This window comes from Mucilaginibacter pallidiroseus (assembly GCF_007846085.1).
GTDB classification, from domain to species: Bacteria; Bacteroidota; Bacteroidia; order Sphingobacteriales; family Sphingobacteriaceae; genus Mucilaginibacter; species Mucilaginibacter pallidiroseus.
On sequence record NZ_VOEJ01000004.1, the window covers coordinates 42,031 to 59,769 of the forward strand.

A 17,739-nucleotide genomic window follows, 5' to 3' on the forward strand; every position below is an offset into this window, starting at 1 on the left:
TTATTTATGTCCTTTACTGTTGTATAAAACTGATGCTACAATAAATGCAATAACGGATGCAATAAGGCCGAACATAAATACATTGTATGCTACCCTTAGCAGGCGATATTTTTTGCCCAGCACAACGCCCTGGGCGTAAACGTCACGTATTAGGCTGCCATATAAAAACTCTTTGTCTTCCATCATTTTAACCATGCCGTAGGCATAGTCTTCCAGGGGCATTTTGTAAAAGTTACCAAAGAAAAGCAGGTTTACCTTTTTCTCGTCGATATCGGCCTTTTCAAATTCACCTGTGGGTATAGATGGGCGGGTGGCAAGTATAGAAAACGTCATAGCCAATAAGCTTATACTTAATAGTATAAATGTAGGAATAGCCAGGTACTCATACTCTGTAAGCTTACGCAGCAGCAAACTGATAACCGCCGAAAGGATAATGGAGTTTACCGTTATCATGATGTGCGCCTTATTATCGGCCATATCGCTCAGACGCTGGTGGTTGCTTGAACTGATGCGGAACATGGTTTCGATACCTTTATCGGGCCTGTCCTTCTTCTTTTTAGAGTCGCTGAAGGGCATGGGCATATCATCCTCATCATCGTCGTCTTCATTTGCAGCTGCGGCAACCGGCTTAACAATTGGTTTTATGTCCTTCTTTTGTTCAGCCTCAAGCTCAGCATCTTTCTCGTCAACTTTCAACTGGAGCGCTTTTATGTTTGCTTCCTTGCCACTGTTTAGCAGCACCTGGCAATAATCGGTATGGTACCGGTGGGATTGTAAAAATTGAATGCTTTTGCGGCGCCACTCGTTCTTTGTCAGGTCAATGGATTGAAGTAATTTAAATTCCTTAAAAAGCCTTTTATCTTTCTTGGCAAAGTCGTCGGTACCTAAGTGGAAAAGGTCGGCATCACATAAAATAGACTGTAAAAGATTTTTGGGCTGTTGCGGCATGCGTGTGGCCATTATGCAATCTTTCACATCATTTATTACCGGTTCTTCAACGCCATGCTGCTTTAAAAAAGTTTCGGCCAGTTTGCTGCTTTCGGTTTCATGGTCATTTACATCAATCATGTAACCCAGGTCATGAAACCAGGCTGCAGCCTGTACCACAAAGAAATCGTGATCGTTTAGCTGGTAGTGGTTGCCAATTTTTACAGATGCTTTTACAACGTCCTCGGTGTGGTCCTTGCAGTGGTAAACCAGCCGGTCGTCATTATGGTTCTTATAATATGCGTTTACATATTCTTTAACCTGTTTTAATAATTGATTGTAATTCATGGGTTAGTGTTGTGTGCCCTTTACAACGGCCAAAGCATTATTGCCGGGGGCTTGCTTTACCGAAAGTAAATAATACTACTTTCGTATAATTATCGTATAAATATAAAATTAAAAATATAAGCCCCATATATATGAAGACACGCTATAATACGGCTTTGCTGAAGCATTTGTTTGTGATACAGTTACTTGTTTTTGCTTTTTTTAGTACAGCGTGTTATGGCCAGTCAGCAATTCAACAGTTTGATGACAGAGTGATGCTAAACCTTGCCGAAAACCGCACGCCGCAGCAAACCAATATCATGCTGTTCCTGTCAAGATCATACAAGTACGGCGACATAGGCGTGCCCGCCGCATTGCTTGCCGGTGGCATTATACGCAACGATGCGCAAATGCGTGAAAACGCCTTGTACGTAGCCAGCAGTACTGCCGTATCATACGGGGTAATGCTGTTGCTGAAGCACATCGTTAAAAGACCAAGGCCCTTTGTACAAAACGTGCGTATCATACCCGTTTACAGGGCAGGCAGTACTTCTTTTCCTTCGGGACATGCGTCAACAACCTTTGCTACAGCAACGGCGTTATCAAAGGCTTATCCTAAATGGTATGTTATAGCACCCTCTATGCTTTGGGCAGGCTCGGTAGCTTACTCGCGTATGTATTTGGGGGTGCACTACCCCTCAGATGTTACCGCGGGTACAGCGCTCGGTGTTGGCAGTGCTTTTTTGCTTGATCCCCTAATACGCCGGTAACATAAAATTGTAACATCAGTGCAGTATCTTCTATCTAAAGTCAAAATAATAGGGCCTTATTTCAAGCGAATTAATATTGCTTAAATTTGCATTATAATTAATTGGCCCCTAAGCGAATAAACTATAAATGAATCTGAAGCAATTTACCAATAATCCTTTTCAACTGCGCATATCTTTCCATTTGCTTATCGAGCACCTGGAAACAACCGCCGCTGGGACAGGAGCAGTTGCGGCCGAAGCTGCAAATTTGCTGAAAGAAATTGACCAGTATCCCGAACTGCGAGACGGTATTGAAGATACCGCCAAGCTTGAGGAATTGGCAGATGTTATACAAAGATTGCTGGCTCCTCTTTTCCCCGAAGCGCTTACTTACAATGAAATTAAGGCAATAACGATACCTTTTCAGGATATACTTTTCAATCCTACAAAACGCCTTCAAAATATCATTAAAGCCTCAGGGTCGGTGTTTGATATTGTGATCCGTGACTTTGATGAACACGAACTCTATATATACACCTGCTGCCTTATTTTAAACGAATTTTATGATGGCCACTTTAATTTTTCGAGGCCTTTGTTTTATGATATTCCCGATGCCAATGGTGTAATGAAACATTACCGCATTTTATATAATGCGGATTATATGGAACTGATACCTACTGCCGATGCGCCCAAAATTACGCCTGCAGATATTGAACTGCTGCGGGATAATTTTGACGACCTGGACCTTTGGAAAAAATACTTCCCAAAAGACAGTTGGATAATGAAGGGTTTTGCCATTATCAATATGTATGATGCAACGGTAGAGAACGCAGTATCATCTTTAAAGGGCGCGTTGCTTAATGTAAGCTACGGCGACGATGTGCGCGATAATGTGGTAAACGTATTCCGCTCGATATACAGGATATCTGACCTGCATGTGGGCTTTACTGCCGTAAACAATAGCGAAAGTACATTTATGGTAGCAGGCTTTAAGCCAAACATGAAAAGCTACCTGCTTGCCGGTAATGTTGAGGAGGAAAGTTTTGATCATTTATGCCAGGGCGCACTTAAGTCGCTTATGGAAAATCGCCAGTTCTTTGCCGTGTCTGACGTTGATAAATATCTGGCGCAGGATCGTAGCAATGTTATGGCCTGGCGCTTTGCTGAACAAGGCGTACAGAGTTTTATACTGGCTCCAATCGTAAAAAATAACGGCATGCTGGGCGTTATCGAGTTGGTGTCGCGGCGTAAGGGCGAGCTTAACAGTATAAATGCAAATCAGCTTAATGTAGTGCTGCCTTACATTGTTGATGCTATTGACAAAAAGATAACCGACATACAGAACCAGGTACAGGCCGTTATTCAAAATGAATACACTACCATACACCCCAGCGTTTACTGGAAATTTGAGAAAGAGGCGTTCAACTTCCTTAAAAACCGGCTAAACCGCAGGTCGGCCAATATAAAAGAAATTGTTTTTGACGATGTTTATCCCTTGTACGGTCAGGTGGATATTAAAGGGTCTTCAGACGCCCGCAATGCCAGCCTGCAGCTGGATTTGCAGGGGCAGCTCACGGCATTGATTCCGCTTGTTGAGCAGGTGCAGGCGCAACGCGGTAATAGCAATATCAGCAATCATGTTCATGCCTTGCAAGAGTTGGTGATGGATGTGCAAGGTACCCTGCGTGCCGATACCGAGCAAAACGTGCTGCATTACCTGGATACTTACATACACCCGCTTTTAAAAGATGCAACTGATTTACCAGGCAATTTAAGGCTGGCAATCAGCGGGTATTTCAAACACGCTGCCAAAAACGGCGATTATCATCACAACCGCCGCAAGTATGAGGAAACCGTAAGTCTTATCAATAGCCGCATGGCCAATTTACTTGATGTGGCTCAGTTTGAAGTACAAACGGTATTTCCGCATTATTACGAACGCTTTAAAACGGATGGGGTAGAGCATAACCTTTACATTGGGGCATCTATCACCCCGTCGAGAAAGTATGACGTTAATTATTTGTACAACCTGCGCCTGTGGCAATTGCAGGTTATTTGCCAGATGGAGATGGAACACCGTTTTGTACGCGAATCTTTACCTTACCCGTTGGATGTTACATCATTGATATTATCTTTCAGCACGCCAATATCTATCCGTTTCCGGATGGACGAAAAGCGTTTTGATGTGGATGGCTCGTACAATGCAAGGTTCGAGATCGTTAAAAAACGTATCGACAAGGCTTTTATAAAAAATACAAGCGAGCGCCTTACTACTACCGGCAAAATTACCATCGTTTACGCCAATCATGAAGAAGAGGTAGAGTACCTCAACTATATACGCTTTTTACAGGCCAAACATCTATTTGGCGACGAGGTGGAAATGCTGGAAGTTGAAGATCTGCAGGGCGTGTCGGGCTTAAAAGCTATACGTGTAAAGCTTCTTTACAACAATAGCCTGCCACCCAAAAAGTTTTACAGTTATGATGAGCTTTTGCTTGAGCAGGCAAATCATTTAGCTTAATCAAATTGATATTTATTGGAAGCCTGCAGCTACACTGCGGGCTTTTATATAACTACTTTTTGCATGAATTGCTGGTGCTACTATTCGATAATCTCTACTTAACATTACTATCATACAGGGTTTTTAGCTTTGAGAAGATCAAACTTTGAAAGGTAAGGACATGGAATATAGTACGCTTGATTTAGCAATGCTGGCCATAGCCGGGTTTGTAATATGGCTGGCCATGCATAAGCCCGGCACGGGCGGGGCAATCAGTAAAAGCACATCATCGCAACTTAGCCGCAAGGTACGTAAACGGCCGCGCGGAATGGTTACCTCTTAAAGCCGGATCTTTTTGCATCCGCCTATATGAAAAAAATTAAGGTTGCCTTTTTTGCTGATATACTAACCGGCGATTTTGATGGTGCTGTGCGCACTATGTACCAGCTTATAAATCGTATTGATAAAACACGTTTTGACTACCTTTTTATTTACGGTGCCGGGCCCGATGAGATCGAGGGCTTTCAAAGCTTAAAGGTGCCATCGGTAGTATTACCAATCAATACCAATTATACTATTGCATTGCCTGTGCTGGCCCAAACACGACTTAAGCGCAGCCTTAATGATTTTGGGGCCGATGTTGTGCACATATCCACACCATCGTTACTGGGTAACTTTGGGTTGCAATACGCTGCTAGTAATTACTTGCCTGTTATAAGTATTTACCACACACATTTCCTGTCGTACATTGATTATTACTTGCGGCATACGCCATTCCTGGTAAAAAAGGTGAGGCACCGTATGGAAGACAGCCATAAAACTTTTTATAACCAGTGCGATAAGGTTTATGTAGCCAGCGAGAGTATAAAGGGAGCATTACTTGTTATTGGCATAGATGACTACCGTATGCGTATATGGAAACGCGGAATTGACACTTCGTTGTTTTCGCCGCAAAAGCGCGATGTTGGTTTAATGCGTCGGCTCACGGGTAACAATAATCCAACCATATTATTTGCAAGCCGCCTGGTGTGGGAGAAAAATTTGCAAACGCTTTTTGACATATACCATTTGATGCAGGAACGCGGCCCAGCAGTAAATTTTGTGATAGCCGGCGATGGCATTGCACGCAAAGCTTGTGAGGAAAACATGCCCAATGCAGTGTTTTTGGGTAAAGTAAATCATGAGCAGCTTTCAGCACTATACGCATCTGCCGACGTGTTTTTGTTCCCGTCAGATTCTGAAGCATACGGCAATGTAGTTGTGGAGGCCATGGCATCCGGCCTGCCTTGCGTAATAGCAAATGGTGGCGGCTCGGCAGATTTTATTGAGCAGGGAATTAACGGCTTTAAGTGCAGCCCTTACAATGCAACCGAGTTTGCAGATAAGTTACAACTTGTGTTAACCTCGGCACCCCTACGCAAGCTGTTTATAAAAAACGGGCTGCAGTACTGTAAAAACTTAAGCTGGGATAGCCTTGCCGCAGAATATTTTGAAGATATAGAAACACTGGCAGCACAACCTGTTCTGCAACTAGCTGCCAACTAAAAGTCCCCGGCAATGCATGGCTTTATGACGCATGCAACTGCCGGGGAGGTAAAATATCAATTAGCTTGGGCTTTCAACACTCGGTAACTCTGTCCCGTCTTTCTTAGCTACTGCCTTTTTAGGTTTCACTACAACAGCAGCCTTTTGCTCAGTTTTTGCAGCTTCTGCTTTGTCCTGCTCAACGGCTACAGCACCGCCGTCTATTACAAGGTCTTTAGCTAATTTTTTAGCTAACAGTTTAGCTCCTTTTATAATTTTCTTATCTAACTTTTTCGATCCATGACCGGCTTTACCAATTGTTTCGGTAAGGTTAGCAATAAGGCTGGCCTGGATGTTCTCTTTTGCTGTTTTGCGCGCGGCTTTAATTAGTTGTTTGGCTTGTTTAGATTTCATATATAAATTTTGCTATCGCAAAGATATGTTAAGCTAAAACCAATTCAATGTTATTTTTATGTTAACAACAGTTGTAATAGGCTGATAATCTTAACATTGTTTATGTTAATCGTTTGATCTATTTATCATCACAACAGGCCTCACACTAATATGTTTATTAGCGTATTGTAAACATTTACACAACCTCTTTCCGCTTAGAAAACACGAGGCCTATTACCACCAGAATGGCGCCAAGGATGGACCAAATTGTAATAGGTTCGCCCAAAATGAAGTAGCCGTATGCATAGCCAAACACCGGCGTTAAATAAAGCCATGTCCCTGCAGCTACCGGGTCTACACCAATTAGGTAAAGCCAAAGCTGGTTAGCAATAAAAGATAGTATGAATATTAGCCAAAGCAATACTAAAACAAGGTTTGCATCAAAACGGCTTATATGTGCCTGCCCAAACAAGGGGCAAAAAGGTAGTAGTACAATGCCGCCTATAAAAACCTGCCACACATTAAATACCGAATTTTTCATCTGCAATTTAATGGTAGAGAAGTACACACTGCTTAAAGCATACGCCGTAATGTATATAAGGAGTAATAAGATGCCCAGCGGTTTTATGCTGGCGTTGGGCAGTGCAGCTGCGGACGTTAACACCAAACCACTAAAGGCTATAACCATACCTGCAATTTCATAACGGGTAAGTTTGCGTTTTAAAACAATTGATGATAGCAGCGCAATCAGCAAAGGCGCCACAGCAATAAACAGCATGCTTATACCTGCAGATGAATAGGCCTGGGCGGCAAAGAAAGTACCCAACGTGAGGGTGGTACACAATATGCCATAAATAAAAATGCTTTTCCACTCACTTTTATAAGGCCAGAATCGCTCTTTTTTGATGTATAAAAAGTATGGGCAAAAGATGATGCCTGTTAAAATAAATCGTATGGAAGCCAGCATCAGGGCATCCGCAGAGCGAATGCCGAATTTTACGGCAACCGCGCCCGAAGCCCATAAAATACTAAAAGTTAAACCCGGCGCTATTTTCCTTAACATAGGCGCAAAAATATAATCATTATGCACATTGGCTATAAAACAAAAAACTTTACGGGCGGCTTATCTTAATAAAACAAAACGGAGTATGGTGCAAGTGGGGAAGTATTATGCAGGTACAAGCGGTTTGGTGCTGCCGGTGCCAAACAAAAGTTATTACCCGCAAGCGTTTCAGGATAAAAGCCGTTTAACGTACTACGGATCGTTATTTAACAGCTTGGAGGTTAATAGTTCTTTTTACAAGATGCCTAATGCCAAAACGCTTGTAAAATGGGACGGTGAGGTACCCGCTAATTTTAAGTTTACCTACAAACTACTTAAAGACGTTACCCATAACAAGCAATTGCTGTTTAACGCCGATGACGTTGGCCGTTTTATGGCTGTTATCAATCAAAGTTCAAAACGGGGAAGCTTGCTTATTCAATTGCCGCCAAGCACAGCGGTATCAACTATCGGTCAGTTAGATGCATTACTAGCAGCCGTCCAGGTACACAACACGCAAGGTAATTGGGATGTAGCTGTGGAGTTTCGGAACAACAGTTGGTATCTAAAAGAAACTTATGAGCTGCTTAATAATTATGGAGCAACAATGGTTTTACATGATATGCCTGCATCATTGAGCCCTATTGTGAGCTTCGATGCAGGTTTTATTTACCTGCGATTTCATGGCCCAACGGGCAATTATCGTGGAGGCTACGAGGATGACTTTTTATACGAATATGCCGGCTACATTACCGACTGGCTGGCCGATGGCAAAACCGTTTACACCTACTTTAATAATACAGCCGGCGATGCGGTACATAACCTGATAACGCTTAACAAATATGTTACAGACTTAAGCGGCTAAGTGATTAAACCAAAGCAAGCGGCAGCTGTCAATAGATAAAATTAAAAACAAAGAGCATGAAAAAGTTAATGTTAATGATATTGTTTGTGGCCGGCATCGGCGTAATGGCTAATGCACAAGCCAAAACAAAGAAAACACCCGAACAGAAAGCACAGCACTATACAAAAGTGCTTACCAAGAAATTAACGCTTACGGCAGACCAGCAAGCTAAGGTAAATACTATTTTATTGAAGCGTGCTACCCAAATAGACAGCCTTAAAGCAAACAAGACAACTGCCGATCGTAAGCAAAAAATGGCTGCCCGCAAAACGATAATGGAAGGCGCCGATAAAGATTTAAAGGCCGTATTAAACGCTACGCAACAAAAAACGTACGATGATATGAAAGCCAAAATGATTGAGAAGATGAAAGAAAGAAGGCAGGCTAAAAAGGCGGCTGCAGGAAAATAATAATCAATCCATCATATAATATGGAAAAGCCATCTGCAAATAGCGGATGGCTTTCCTTTTTACAACATATTGTGGATTACCAAGGTAATTCTTCGCCAAGGTGTATAAAGCGTCCGGTTGGGCCGTCGGCACCTAATAATGCAAGTTGCACGCTGGTTTTTGCGCCGTCGGTAATTTCCATAGGAGCAGCATCTGTACCCATATCTGTTTTAACCCAGCCCGGATGTACCGAATTTACTTTGATGTTAGTGTCCTTCAGTTCTGCCGCTAAATGGATAGTAAACACATTCAAAGCAGCCTTTGATGCATCGTATGATAAGGTTTTAGATGTTGCAATAGGGCTATCGGGTTGCGAATGCAATGTTAGCGACCCCAATATGCTTGATAGGTTTACAATGCGGCCCGCATCGCTCTTTTTGATAAGCGGCAGCAATTCCCTGGTAAGTGCTACCAAACTGAACAGATTTGTATTAAATACATATTCAAGTTCCTCAGTGGTTGTGGTCGATACTTTGAGTTCACCGATGGTCCAGTCCTGAGGGCCTACACCGGCATTGTTTACAAGAATATCCAGTTTGCCAAATTTATCAGTTATGTAATCAACTGCAGGTTGATAATGCGCTTTGTTGGTTACATCAAGTTGAATACCGTAAGCATCAACGCCATCTTGTTTTAATTTCTCAGCAGCTTCCTGTGCTTTATCGGTAGTTCGTGCTGCAATAATTACTGTTACACCTTGCTGGCCAAGTTGTTTTGCGGTTTCAAATCCTAAGCCGCGGTTTGCGCCTGTTATTAAGGCTACTTTTTGATTGCTCATTGTTGTTTTGTTTAATTGTATGATTACTAAATAGACCAATCGGTCTTTTTTAAGTTAAAAAAATTTACTTTTTAGTATGTTGTTCAATTTCGGTTTTAAGCATTTCCACAATAATAGCCATTTGTTGGTTGTTACCTTTTACACGGGCTATTAAAGTGCCGCCCTCAAGCATGGCAAAAACCTTTAGCGCAAACTCGTTAGCGTTCCAGTCGCCAATAAATTCTCCGGCTTTAATGCCATCATTTATAATACCCGTAATAAAGTCGATTGCACAGTCAATACCTTTGCGCACGCGTACTTTTATAGCAGGCATAGTATCATCGGCTTCCATGCCAAAATTCATCATCGGGCATCCGCCATCAATTAAAGGATTCTGCGGATCTTTAAAAAAATCGATGTAAGCAACCAGCTTTTCCTTGGCTGTTTTTTGCCTGCAAAGCGATGCATTTAAGCAATCGCTAAACTTGGTTAAGCAATAATCAACAACGGAGTAGGATAGCTCGTCTTTGCTTTCGAAGTGGCCATATAAACCACCCTTTGCCATTTTAGTAGCTTCCATAACATCGCTCATAGCAGTGCCGGCCACCCCCTTAGTGTTAAATAAAGGAGCCGATTGCTCAATTATAAATTGCCGTGTACGTTCTGCTTTTTTCATCGACGAAACAAATATAGCGACCGTTCGGTCTTAAAAAAGAGATAAGTGTGATTGTGTTTTAATGATGACATTTGCCGACCTTAGGGTAATCAATAAATTGAATTATATGTCATTCCAAGGCTACCTCAAAACAATCAATCAAAAAACAGGCAAAGGCCCTGCAGATTTTAGGAAACTTGCCGAAGAAAAGGGTTTTACCAAAAGCGGCGAATTAGTTGCAAAAGCAGGTGATATAACAAAGTGGCTCAAGGACGATTTTGAATTGGGCCACGGCCATGCCATGGCAATTTATGCTTTGCTCAAGGGTATCAAAAACGAGGATAGCGAATAAATGAGGCTCATCTATCTCTTAACTTAACGAGCCCTAACTGCATAGGGTGATCCAGCTACGTTGCATGATCAATTGCTCATGAAGATTTTTAATATCATATTTTGCGTACTGTTCATTCTGTTTGCTGCACTGCAATATAACGATCCCGACCCTTATGTGTGGATGCCGATTTATTTATATGCGGCAGCGCTATGCTACCTTGCTGCACGCGGCAATTACGTTCCCAAAGCTTACTTTGCGGGAATAGTTGTTTACACCGTTTATGCTGCCTATCTGCTTTTTGATAAAACAGGCGTGATTAATTGGCTAACGGCACACAGCGACGATAGCATGGTGCAAACCATGAAAGCACAAAAGCCTTGGATTGAAGAAAGCCGGGAGTTTTTTGGCTTGGTAATTTTAATTGTTGTATTGGCCGTAAACTGGATAAAAAGCAGACAACAAAAATTGGTGGTTTAAAGCCACTTATTTATGGTTTTTGTTCCAACCGAATTTTAGCTTTCCTTCTTCTTCATGTGCACGAATGTGCAGCACAATGCCCTTCATGCGTTTCTTTTCGCGCTCCACAGGATCGGCAATTTCCGAATCGTTTTTTGGGTTACGCAGCGGAATGTCAACAGCTATATCAGTACCACGATCAAACCCGTAAACACCCTCCAGGTCCATATTTAAAACGCTTGAGTTTAACTGCATCGGCTTTACAATTACCTTATCGCCCTGCACGTTAAAATGCGCATCGAGCACAGGTATGGTGATGTGCTTAACATCTCGAAACGGAAATGCAAATTTTCCTATGCCGGTTATAGGTTTGAAGTCGATAAGTGCTACATCCTGCAAGTTGAGATCAAGTGTACCATAAATTGATTTAGGGACAAGTGCTGCCGCATCTGTAACCAAGCCTGTAATATTAGTCTTTGCAGACAGGATGCCCCTGAAGTTATCAGATGTAAAATCCGTCATTCCGAAATTATTAAACGCCGCAAAAAATTCACGGGTATTAACGTGGCTAATGGTTGTATTTAATGCAAACTTATTCACTTTTCCCTGTGTAAGCTTACCGCTCATGCTCATGGTACCTCCAGACGTTTTAAGGCCTGCATTTTTTATAATGATCCCGTCGGGCGTGGTAAGCAAATCGGCACGCGTTTGGGTGGCCAGGAACTTTTTATAAGAAAGCCTGTCAACCTGCATGTGCACCTGGGCCTGGCCAAGCTCCAGCACGGTAGCCAACTGGTCTATCACATTGCTGCTTTGTTTGGACGGAGCACGTTTAGGCGGGGCGCCCTTTGCAGCTCCCAGAAAGCCTAAAAACTCGTTTAAATACAATTGCGGACTGCGTATTTGCCAGGTAAGCAGTGCTTTTTCTGGCGAGGTGTAATAAAGGTTTAAAAAGTTATTGATGCGCCCTTCCATATCAACAATACTTTTGCCGCTTTGCAGGTGTACGTTTTTAATTATCAGGTCTTCTTTAACAAAGTTTAACGACATCGATGTTTTTTTCAGCAGCAGATTACGAGGGAAGTAATTGATATCTGTATTCCTGAAATTGATAGCACCCTGAACAAATGGCTTGTTAAATTTGTAATCGATAACATTGGCGCGGTACCGTAAATTCATATCAACCCAGCCATTGGCAAATTTCGCCACGTTATCATCAAAAAAGTAATTGATATCTGCAGATGGGAAGCTTGATTTAAAGTTGCCCGTTGCTACCGGCTTTGCAAGATTTACAATGCTTACGGTGTCCGACTTAAATGGCAGGTGGTTGTATTGCCCGCTTAGGTTGGTAAACTGAATTACCGAATTTTCGTCGCCTGCTTCGCGGCCCTTTTCAAAGTGATTGCTGAAGAATGCGCTGAAGTTACAGTCTGTTATTTCCACACCGGGTGTTGTAAGCAAATTGCCATTGGTTTTTGCAGTTACATACAATAGCGGCTCGCCTCCGCCAAAACTGCCCGAAATATTAGCTGTAACAGCAATAGGGTTTTTAAGATCGTACTGATTTAAAACTTGCGTTATATTTTTTGCAAGTAATGCCGAAGCGTGGCGCCAAAGCAATTTATCGTTGGCCAGGTGTATAGAAAACTCCGACGGTTTTTTTGATGTATTAAACACTGCGTTTACATTAAAACCGTCGCCACCAATATTTAAAGGCTTTGCCTGTATGCTTATGCGGCCGTTATCCTCGTTATAACCTGCAACAAAATCCCCGTCGAGCTTCTTGTTTTTTATAAAGCTGCCGCGTTTAGTATTAAAGGCCATGCTTTTGGCCATAACATCCAGGTGGAAACTGGCGCGCCAGCCGGTATCCGGGTAGGCCATGTTACCGTTGAGGCCATTTACGTCAAATTTAAATAGCTTATTGGCTTGCTGGTTATCTACTGTAAAGCTTACATCGCGAAGGGTAAATTTTTTAAGTTGTGTTGCCGAGCTACTTTCTGATGGATTGTCTTTTACCTGCTTGTTATCTTTTTTAAATACTGCAGTGTTGCTATAGCCCGTGCTATCGGTAAATAAATCAATAGCTGCGTTGCTGATGGTTATGTGGTTAACATCAATGGTGCCCCTGAACAGGGCCATGGTGTTGATGGAAACATCCAGGTTTTTAGCATCAAGCAAGGTGTGTTTGTGCTGGTCGTATTTTTTATCGCGTACGGTTACGTTGGCAAGGCCAAGAGATACGTCAGGAAAGCCCTTGAAAAAGTTAGGCTTCATGTCGCCAATAACCAGGGTGCCGTCCACACTTTTATCCAGTTGCTCATTCACCATTTTAAGCACTTTGGCTTTGTTGTAACTGATGTATATGCTGGCACCTACTATTGCTATTATAAAAAGCAATATGAGCGAACCTATAACGTACAAAATAACTTTTAACCAGCGTGGCATAATGTTTTTTAAGGGTAATATATAAACGCTGATTTTTGTTTGATTTACAGGGTAATGATTAAGAGCGTTTCAGCGTAATTATCATTGCCAAAGTTTACCGTAGCAAAAAAGGCAACCCTTTTGAGGTTGCCTTTAAATAATATATCAAACAGACTAATCTTCCAATACAACACCCATGTTGCAGAATTTGTCTATACGCTCGGCAACCAATTCGTCAATGTTGCGTTCGCCAAGTGATTTAAGATCTTTAAGCAATTGCTTTTTAAGTGTAGCCGCCATTGCAATAGGGTCTTGATGAGCGCCACCAAGCGGTTCTTTTATAACACCGTCAATCAGCTTATTCTTCAACATTTCTGTTGATGTTAGCTTAAGCATTTCGGCAGCACGCTCTTTCTGTTCCCATGTTTTGAACAGGATGGTTGAACAGTTCTCCGGAGAGATAACTGAGTACCATGAGTTATCAAGCATCAACACCTTGTCACCGATACCTATACCCAATGCACCGCCCGATGCGCCTTCGCCAATTACTACGCAAATAACAGGTACTTTAAGTACTGCCATTTCCAGTAAATTGCGTGCAATAGCTTCACCCTGGCCACGCTCCTCAGCTTCCAGGCCCGGGAATGCTCCAGGTGTATCTATCAAAGTGATGATTGGCTTGCCGAATTTCTCGGCCATTTTCATAAGCCTGAGGGCTTTACGGTAACCTTCGGGATTGGCCATGCCAAAGTTACGGTATTGGCGCTCTTTTGTGTTTCTGCCTTTTTGATGGCCTATAAACATGGCTGTTTCACCATTTATTGTACCAAAACCGCCAATGATTGCTTTATCGTCGCCCACGGTACGGTCGCCATGCAGCTCAATAAAATCATCGCACATCAGCTCGATATACTGCAGCGTATAAGGCCGCTCGGGGTGGCGGGATATTTGTACCTTTTGCCAGCCGGTAAGGTTGCCGTATATCTCTTTTTTGGCCTCTTCCATTTTAGCCTCTAATTCGGCTATTGTTGCAGACATATCAAGCTTGTTTTTTTCTTCAACCTGCCTAACTTTTTCTATCTGCCCCTGGAGCTCTGCCAGTGGTTTCTCAAAATCAAATGTAATCTTCATATAATTTTCCCGGCCGCTAAATTAAAAAAATCAAATGGCATATTATCAATTATCATTTTTGAATGCTTGTAACTTCTTGATTTGCGGTTGCGAAAGCTGTTTCCAGGTGGCAAAAGCCGCCTGTAAAATAGCGTTGCGGAGTTCGCCCTGGTACAACCCATAGCGATTGGTATAATAAATAATTATTCCGTCGTTTAGTTTTTTTAACCTGAAAAGGCTGTCCATAGCCCGCTCATTGCGGATAATAAAGGTGCCCATTTCCTTCTTTTTAAATATCAAAGCGGTGTTTAGCTTACTTATGGCGGCAGTTTGTACTGAGCTCAGGTCAATTTCCTTTTTATATTTCAATGCCTTAGCCGGTAGGGGGTAACCATTTATATCGGCTACTAAACCCATGTTGTGCTGGTCCTCTCCATTTAATAGTGCATTGTATTGCCTGGCCGATAACGTTTTTACAGGCGATGGTTTTAGCAAGCTGTCGGCTGTTTGTGCGTAAGCTGTAACTGTATAGAGGAATGAAAGTGTTACTAAAAGGTATTTGTACATATGTGCAAGTGTAGGTGCAAAATTAGCAGCAGTTAGTGCGCCAAGTGAAAAGTATTCATAGTATCTGCCTCAAATTTGCCGTTACGGCTCATCACCACTTGTGTTTGTATTTTGAAGGCCGATAGTTGTAAAATGCAGTAACCAAAAGTTGTATTATCAAATTCCAGATCTTTTGCCTGTTTAACAATTTGGTATGACGATGCAGGAGTAATGATCTGGGTGATATTGTCACTTTGCAAAATATCTTCCATATGATAGTGGCCGCAAAAAACAAAAACCTTTTCGTCAATCTCTTTTAATACGTTCGCAATCTCATCCCGCCCGTGCAGGGGATATTGCCTGTCAATAGGTGTGTCAACAGCAAGAATGGGATGATGAATAAACAATATTACAGGCTTATCGGTAACAAGCTTGTTTTTTAACCAGTGTAATTGCGCAGCGCTGATGCTCCCGGCCGAGGTATCCATATAAATGTATTTATAATGCTTGCCTTTTTCTGAGTAGTATAATTCATTCCCGGCAGGTAATTCGCCTATATAGTATTTTGCCGCCTCGCTAAAAGTATCATGATTGCCGATGATGTATTTAAGATTGAAGTGGTTAAGGGTTTTAAAGAACCATGGGTAGGCGCTGGCCGCACCAATATCGCCACCAAAAACTATATGATCAATTTCTCTTGTTGCCAAATCAGATAAAAGCAATTCCCATTGTTTGCGGGTATCTACGCCCTTTTCCTGCAGCAGGTTCTCATCAAGGTGTATATCTGTTATAAAGGCTATGGTTTTCATAGGAATTGCATTTTAATTGCAACGTCCCGGCCAACATAATGTTCGGCAGTAATTATTCCACTTTTATCACTTTGGTCCTTCTTGAAATGCCGTTTTCATTGAAAGCTTCAATTTGGAAATAATAAGGCACACCCTTCTCCATGCCGTTAAAGTAGTATTCGTTTACATTGTACACCATAATGTTATTGTACAATTTATCCGGAGCTGTCCCCATATAAATGGTGTAGCCAACCGCACCGTCTGTTTGTCGCCAGCGTATCCATGAGTTTCTGTTCTCTTCTTTACCACGTAGTGCAATAAGGTTTTTAACCGTATCCGGCGCCATACCGCCCCCTTTGCCAAATACCCGGAATCCGGATAAGGCAAACTTGCCTGTTGGCATATGTATATTTGTTATTCTTAAAAAACGTGCTTTTGCAGGTTGTGGCAGTTCCACATAATCATGCGGAACGTCGGTTTTGTTTTTGCTTTTATCAACCAACATGCGCCAGGTTTTCCCATCTGCAGATGCCGTTATTTTATACTGGTGATATACACCGGCAGATTTACCCATGAAGGTTGCATCCTGATCGGCATAGTTAATTTGTATTGCCCGTACGGTGCTTAATTCCCCCAAGTCTGTTTGCAGCCACTCGCCTGCGTTCGCGGTTTTGGCGCTCCAGTATGTTTTGATATCCTCATCTACAGCAAGATTGGGTACGTAAGCCCCAAGGGTTGATGATACCTGCACAGGTTTATTATAGTTGAGCAGCATCCAGCCGGTAAAGTTGCTTTTTAAATGATCTTCCTTGCCTGATGACAGGTAATGCGGATAATCGCCGTAGGCCGTGTTGGTGTACAGAACGCCATCGGCATCAAATCCGGCGGGCCAGAACCCAATGCGGCGCTCAAAGTTATTTTTAACATCAATAACCATGGTAGATATGTGCCAGTAGTTACCAAACTTATCGGCCCAGGTAGCACCATGCCCGGCTCCTTTTGCAAAGCCGCCCGGTTTGTAACTAAACGGATTATGGCTTTGATAAGTAAACGGCCCAAGGGGTTTGTCGCCTATGTAAACACCGTCGCCATAGCCGCGACCTTCGGTACCGGGAGCAGCGTATTGCAAATAGTATTTGCCGTTGTGCTTATTCATCCAGCCACCTTCCATAAAGCCAGTCAGGAAAACATTATCGTTATTTTCACCGAAGCGTTCCCAGCCGTGCTGCTTCCAGTCCAGTTTTATCATTTCCTTTTTAGGGCCAATAGGCTCAAATGTTTTGCGGTCAATTTCCTGCCCGTACATTGGCAGGGTGTTGCTGCTGCCATGATATATGTAAACGCGGCCGTCGTCATCGGCAAATAAGCCGGGGTCCCAGGCACCAACCTTAAAGTAGTCTTTTGCCGCCTTCCAGGTATCGGTACGCGGGTCGGTACTCATCCATAGCGTAAAATCCTTGTTGTAGGTTGAGCCAATTACCAGCAAGGTATCGCCTAAAACCAGGGTGCCCGGAGCGCAAAGTTCATCGCCTTTAACTTCATTATAAGGCCTCACAAACTTGCGTGTTACAAACTTCCAGTTAAGCATATCGCTGCTCCACCAGTAACCAAATTGGTTAGTGCTGAACAAATAATAGTTACCTTTAAATAAGGTCATGGTTGGGTCGGCAGTGGCGCGGTGCTTGCCCCATGCTGCAAAATTTTCAAACGGGGTGTAGCCGTAATCAAGATTCAGCGGGTTGCAGTAAGTGAGGCGTTTGCTTTGTGCCGATGCTGCAGCACAGCAAAAGATAAACAGTATGGCTGTTATACTTCTGATTTTCATAATAGCAGGGATGTTTGCTTTATAAC

General features: G+C 42.6%; 18 protein-coding genes. 8 read left to right on the forward strand and 10 right to left on the reverse strand.

The window, feature by feature from the left end:
• Entirely contained in the window at nt 1–1,275 is a 1,275-nt protein-coding gene (locus FPZ43_RS09470) for a Pycsar system effector family protein (RefSeq protein WP_146381682.1), read from the reverse strand.
• 131 nt (nt 1,276–1,406) lie between these two features.
• Between FPZ43_RS09470 and FPZ43_RS09475 the strand changes: the two genes are divergently transcribed.
• The 4 genes from FPZ43_RS09475 to FPZ43_RS09485 all read left to right on the forward strand — a co-directional run bounded on the left by FPZ43_RS09475 (nt 1,407) and on the right by FPZ43_RS09485 (nt 6,048).
• Nucleotides 1,407–2,024: a phosphatase PAP2 family protein gene (locus tag FPZ43_RS09475; protein ID WP_222430960.1), complete on the forward strand. Its 618-nt coding sequence runs from the start codon at nt 1,407–1,409 to the stop codon at nt 2,022–2,024.
• Between the two features lie 127 nt (nt 2,025–2,151).
• On the forward strand, nt 2,152–4,524 hold the full coding sequence (locus FPZ43_RS09480) for a GAF domain-containing protein (protein WP_186461802.1): 2,373 nt from the start codon (nt 2,152–2,154) through the stop codon (nt 4,522–4,524).
• 145 nt (nt 4,525–4,669) lie between these two features.
• Complete coding sequence (locus FPZ43_RS19275; RefSeq protein WP_186461803.1) at nt 4,670–4,846, forward strand: hypothetical protein; 177 nt, start codon at nt 4,670–4,672, stop codon at nt 4,844–4,846.
• Between the two features lie 26 nt (nt 4,847–4,872).
• Nucleotides 4,873–6,048, forward strand: coding sequence for a glycosyltransferase family 4 protein (locus FPZ43_RS09485; RefSeq protein ID WP_146381683.1), 1,176 nt, complete (start codon nt 4,873–4,875; stop codon nt 6,046–6,048).
• Between the two features lie 60 nt (nt 6,049–6,108).
• Here FPZ43_RS09485 and FPZ43_RS09490 read toward each other — a convergent pair whose 3' ends face one another.
• Together FPZ43_RS09490 and FPZ43_RS09495 are read right to left on the reverse strand one after the other, a co-directional pair.
• Nucleotides 6,109–6,441, reverse strand: coding sequence for a hypothetical protein (locus tag FPZ43_RS09490; protein WP_146381684.1), 333 nt, complete (start codon nt 6,439–6,441; stop codon nt 6,109–6,111).
• A 175-nt stretch (nt 6,442–6,616) separates the two neighbouring features.
• Entirely contained in the window at nt 6,617–7,483 is an 867-nt protein-coding gene (locus FPZ43_RS09495; protein WP_146381685.1) for a DMT family transporter, read from the reverse strand.
• 85 nt (nt 7,484–7,568) lie between these two features.
• Here FPZ43_RS09495 and FPZ43_RS09500 point away from each other — a divergent pair, with 85 nt between their 5' ends.
• Complete coding sequence (locus FPZ43_RS09500; protein ID WP_146381686.1) at nt 7,569–8,327, forward strand: DUF72 domain-containing protein; 759 nt, start codon at nt 7,569–7,571, stop codon at nt 8,325–8,327.
• 56 nt (nt 8,328–8,383) lie between these two features.
• Nucleotides 8,384–8,776: a hypothetical protein gene (locus FPZ43_RS09505; RefSeq protein WP_146381687.1), complete on the forward strand. Its 393-nt coding sequence runs from the start codon at nt 8,384–8,386 to the stop codon at nt 8,774–8,776.
• Between the two features lie 76 nt (nt 8,777–8,852).
• Here FPZ43_RS09505 and FPZ43_RS09510 read toward each other — a convergent pair whose 3' ends face one another.
• Both FPZ43_RS09510 and FPZ43_RS09515 read right to left on the reverse strand, forming a co-directional pair.
• Nucleotides 8,853–9,593, reverse strand: coding sequence for an SDR family oxidoreductase (locus tag FPZ43_RS09510; RefSeq protein WP_146381688.1), 741 nt, complete (start codon nt 9,591–9,593; stop codon nt 8,853–8,855).
• 64 nt (nt 9,594–9,657) lie between these two features.
• Entirely contained in the window at nt 9,658–10,248 is a 591-nt protein-coding gene (locus tag FPZ43_RS09515; protein ID WP_146381689.1) for a TetR/AcrR family transcriptional regulator, read from the reverse strand.
• Nucleotides 10,249–10,354: 106 nt separating this feature from the next.
• Here FPZ43_RS09515 and FPZ43_RS09520 point away from each other — a divergent pair, with 106 nt between their 5' ends.
• Nucleotides 10,355–10,579 (forward strand): DUF4287 domain-containing protein, encoded by a 225-nt coding sequence (locus FPZ43_RS09520; protein ID WP_146381690.1) that lies wholly within the window; start codon nt 10,355–10,357, stop codon nt 10,577–10,579.
• A 78-nt stretch (nt 10,580–10,657) separates the two neighbouring features.
• A complete protein-coding gene (locus FPZ43_RS09525; RefSeq protein ID WP_146381691.1) occupies nt 10,658–11,038 on the forward strand; it encodes a transmembrane 220 family protein in 381 nt (126 codons plus the stop codon).
• A gap of 6 nt (nt 11,039–11,044) precedes the next feature.
• On the opposite strand, the gene FPZ43_RS09530 is transcribed toward FPZ43_RS09525, so the two are convergent.
• The 5 genes from FPZ43_RS09530 to FPZ43_RS09550 form a co-directional block, all read right to left on the reverse strand.
• Nucleotides 11,045–13,465: an AsmA family protein gene (locus FPZ43_RS09530; RefSeq protein ID WP_146381692.1), complete on the reverse strand. Its 2,421-nt coding sequence runs from the start codon at nt 13,463–13,465 to the stop codon at nt 11,045–11,047.
• Between the two features lie 153 nt (nt 13,466–13,618).
• Nucleotides 13,619–14,575, reverse strand: coding sequence for an acetyl-CoA carboxylase carboxyltransferase subunit alpha (locus FPZ43_RS09535; RefSeq protein WP_146381693.1), 957 nt, complete (start codon nt 14,573–14,575; stop codon nt 13,619–13,621).
• Nucleotides 14,576–14,620: 45 nt separating this feature from the next.
• Nucleotides 14,621–15,121 carry a hypothetical protein gene (locus FPZ43_RS09540; RefSeq protein ID WP_146381694.1) on the reverse strand — a complete coding sequence of 167 codons (501 nt, stop codon included), beginning with the start codon at nt 15,119–15,121 and terminating at the stop codon, nt 14,621–14,623.
• A 32-nt stretch (nt 15,122–15,153) separates the two neighbouring features.
• The gene (locus tag FPZ43_RS09545) at nt 15,154–15,909 is read right to left on the reverse strand and encodes a metallophosphoesterase family protein (protein WP_146381695.1); all 756 of its coding nucleotides are present in this window, start codon (nt 15,907–15,909) and stop codon (nt 15,154–15,156) included.
• A 52-nt stretch (nt 15,910–15,961) separates the two neighbouring features.
• On the reverse strand, nt 15,962–17,713 hold the full coding sequence (locus FPZ43_RS09550) for a family 43 glycosylhydrolase (RefSeq protein WP_146381696.1): 1,752 nt from the start codon (nt 17,711–17,713) through the stop codon (nt 15,962–15,964).
• Nucleotides 17,714–17,739: the final 26 nt, after the last annotated feature.

What these genes read in the sequence shown, in the direction of transcription:
- FPZ43_RS09530 (WP_146381692.1), bottom strand. Translation starts at nt 13,465, where the DNA reads ATGCCACGCTGGTTAAAAGTTATTTTGTACGTTATAGGTTCGCTCATA.
- FPZ43_RS09550 (WP_146381696.1), bottom strand. Translation starts at nt 17,713, where the DNA reads ATGAAAATCAGAAGTATAACAGCCATACTGTTTATCTTTTGCTGTGCT.
- FPZ43_RS09500 (WP_146381686.1), top strand. Translation starts at nt 7,569, where the DNA reads ATGGTGCAAGTGGGGAAGTATTATGCAGGTACAAGCGGTTTGGTGCTG.
- FPZ43_RS09480 (WP_186461802.1), top strand. Translation starts at nt 2,152, where the DNA reads ATGAATCTGAAGCAATTTACCAATAATCCTTTTCAACTGCGCATATCT.
- FPZ43_RS09540 (WP_146381694.1), bottom strand. Translation starts at nt 15,121, where the DNA reads ATGTACAAATACCTTTTAGTAACACTTTCATTCCTCTATACAGTTACA.
- FPZ43_RS09485 (WP_146381683.1), top strand. Translation starts at nt 4,873, where the DNA reads ATGAAAAAAATTAAGGTTGCCTTTTTTGCTGATATACTAACCGGCGAT.
- FPZ43_RS09520 (WP_146381690.1), top strand. Translation starts at nt 10,355, where the DNA reads ATGTCATTCCAAGGCTACCTCAAAACAATCAATCAAAAAACAGGCAAA.
- FPZ43_RS09510 (WP_146381688.1), bottom strand. Translation starts at nt 9,593, where the DNA reads ATGAGCAATCAAAAAGTAGCCTTAATAACAGGCGCAAACCGCGGCTTA.
- FPZ43_RS09475 (WP_222430960.1), top strand. Translation starts at nt 1,407, where the DNA reads ATGAAGACACGCTATAATACGGCTTTGCTGAAGCATTTGTTTGTGATA.
- FPZ43_RS09495 (WP_146381685.1), bottom strand. Translation starts at nt 7,483, where the DNA reads ATGTTAAGGAAAATAGCGCCGGGTTTAACTTTTAGTATTTTATGGGCT.
- FPZ43_RS09525 (WP_146381691.1), top strand. Translation starts at nt 10,658, where the DNA reads ATGAAGATTTTTAATATCATATTTTGCGTACTGTTCATTCTGTTTGCT.
- FPZ43_RS09535 (WP_146381693.1), bottom strand. Translation starts at nt 14,575, where the DNA reads ATGAAGATTACATTTGATTTTGAGAAACCACTGGCAGAGCTCCAGGGG.
- FPZ43_RS09505 (WP_146381687.1), top strand. Translation starts at nt 8,384, where the DNA reads ATGAAAAAGTTAATGTTAATGATATTGTTTGTGGCCGGCATCGGCGTA.
- FPZ43_RS09470 (WP_146381682.1), bottom strand. Translation starts at nt 1,275, where the DNA reads ATGAATTACAATCAATTATTAAAACAGGTTAAAGAATATGTAAACGCA.
- FPZ43_RS09515 (WP_146381689.1), bottom strand. Translation starts at nt 10,248, where the DNA reads ATGAAAAAAGCAGAACGTACACGGCAATTTATAATTGAGCAATCGGCT.
- FPZ43_RS09490 (WP_146381684.1), bottom strand. Translation starts at nt 6,441, where the DNA reads ATGAAATCTAAACAAGCCAAACAACTAATTAAAGCCGCGCGCAAAACA.
- FPZ43_RS09545 (WP_146381695.1), bottom strand. Translation starts at nt 15,909, where the DNA reads ATGAAAACCATAGCCTTTATAACAGATATACACCTTGATGAGAACCTG.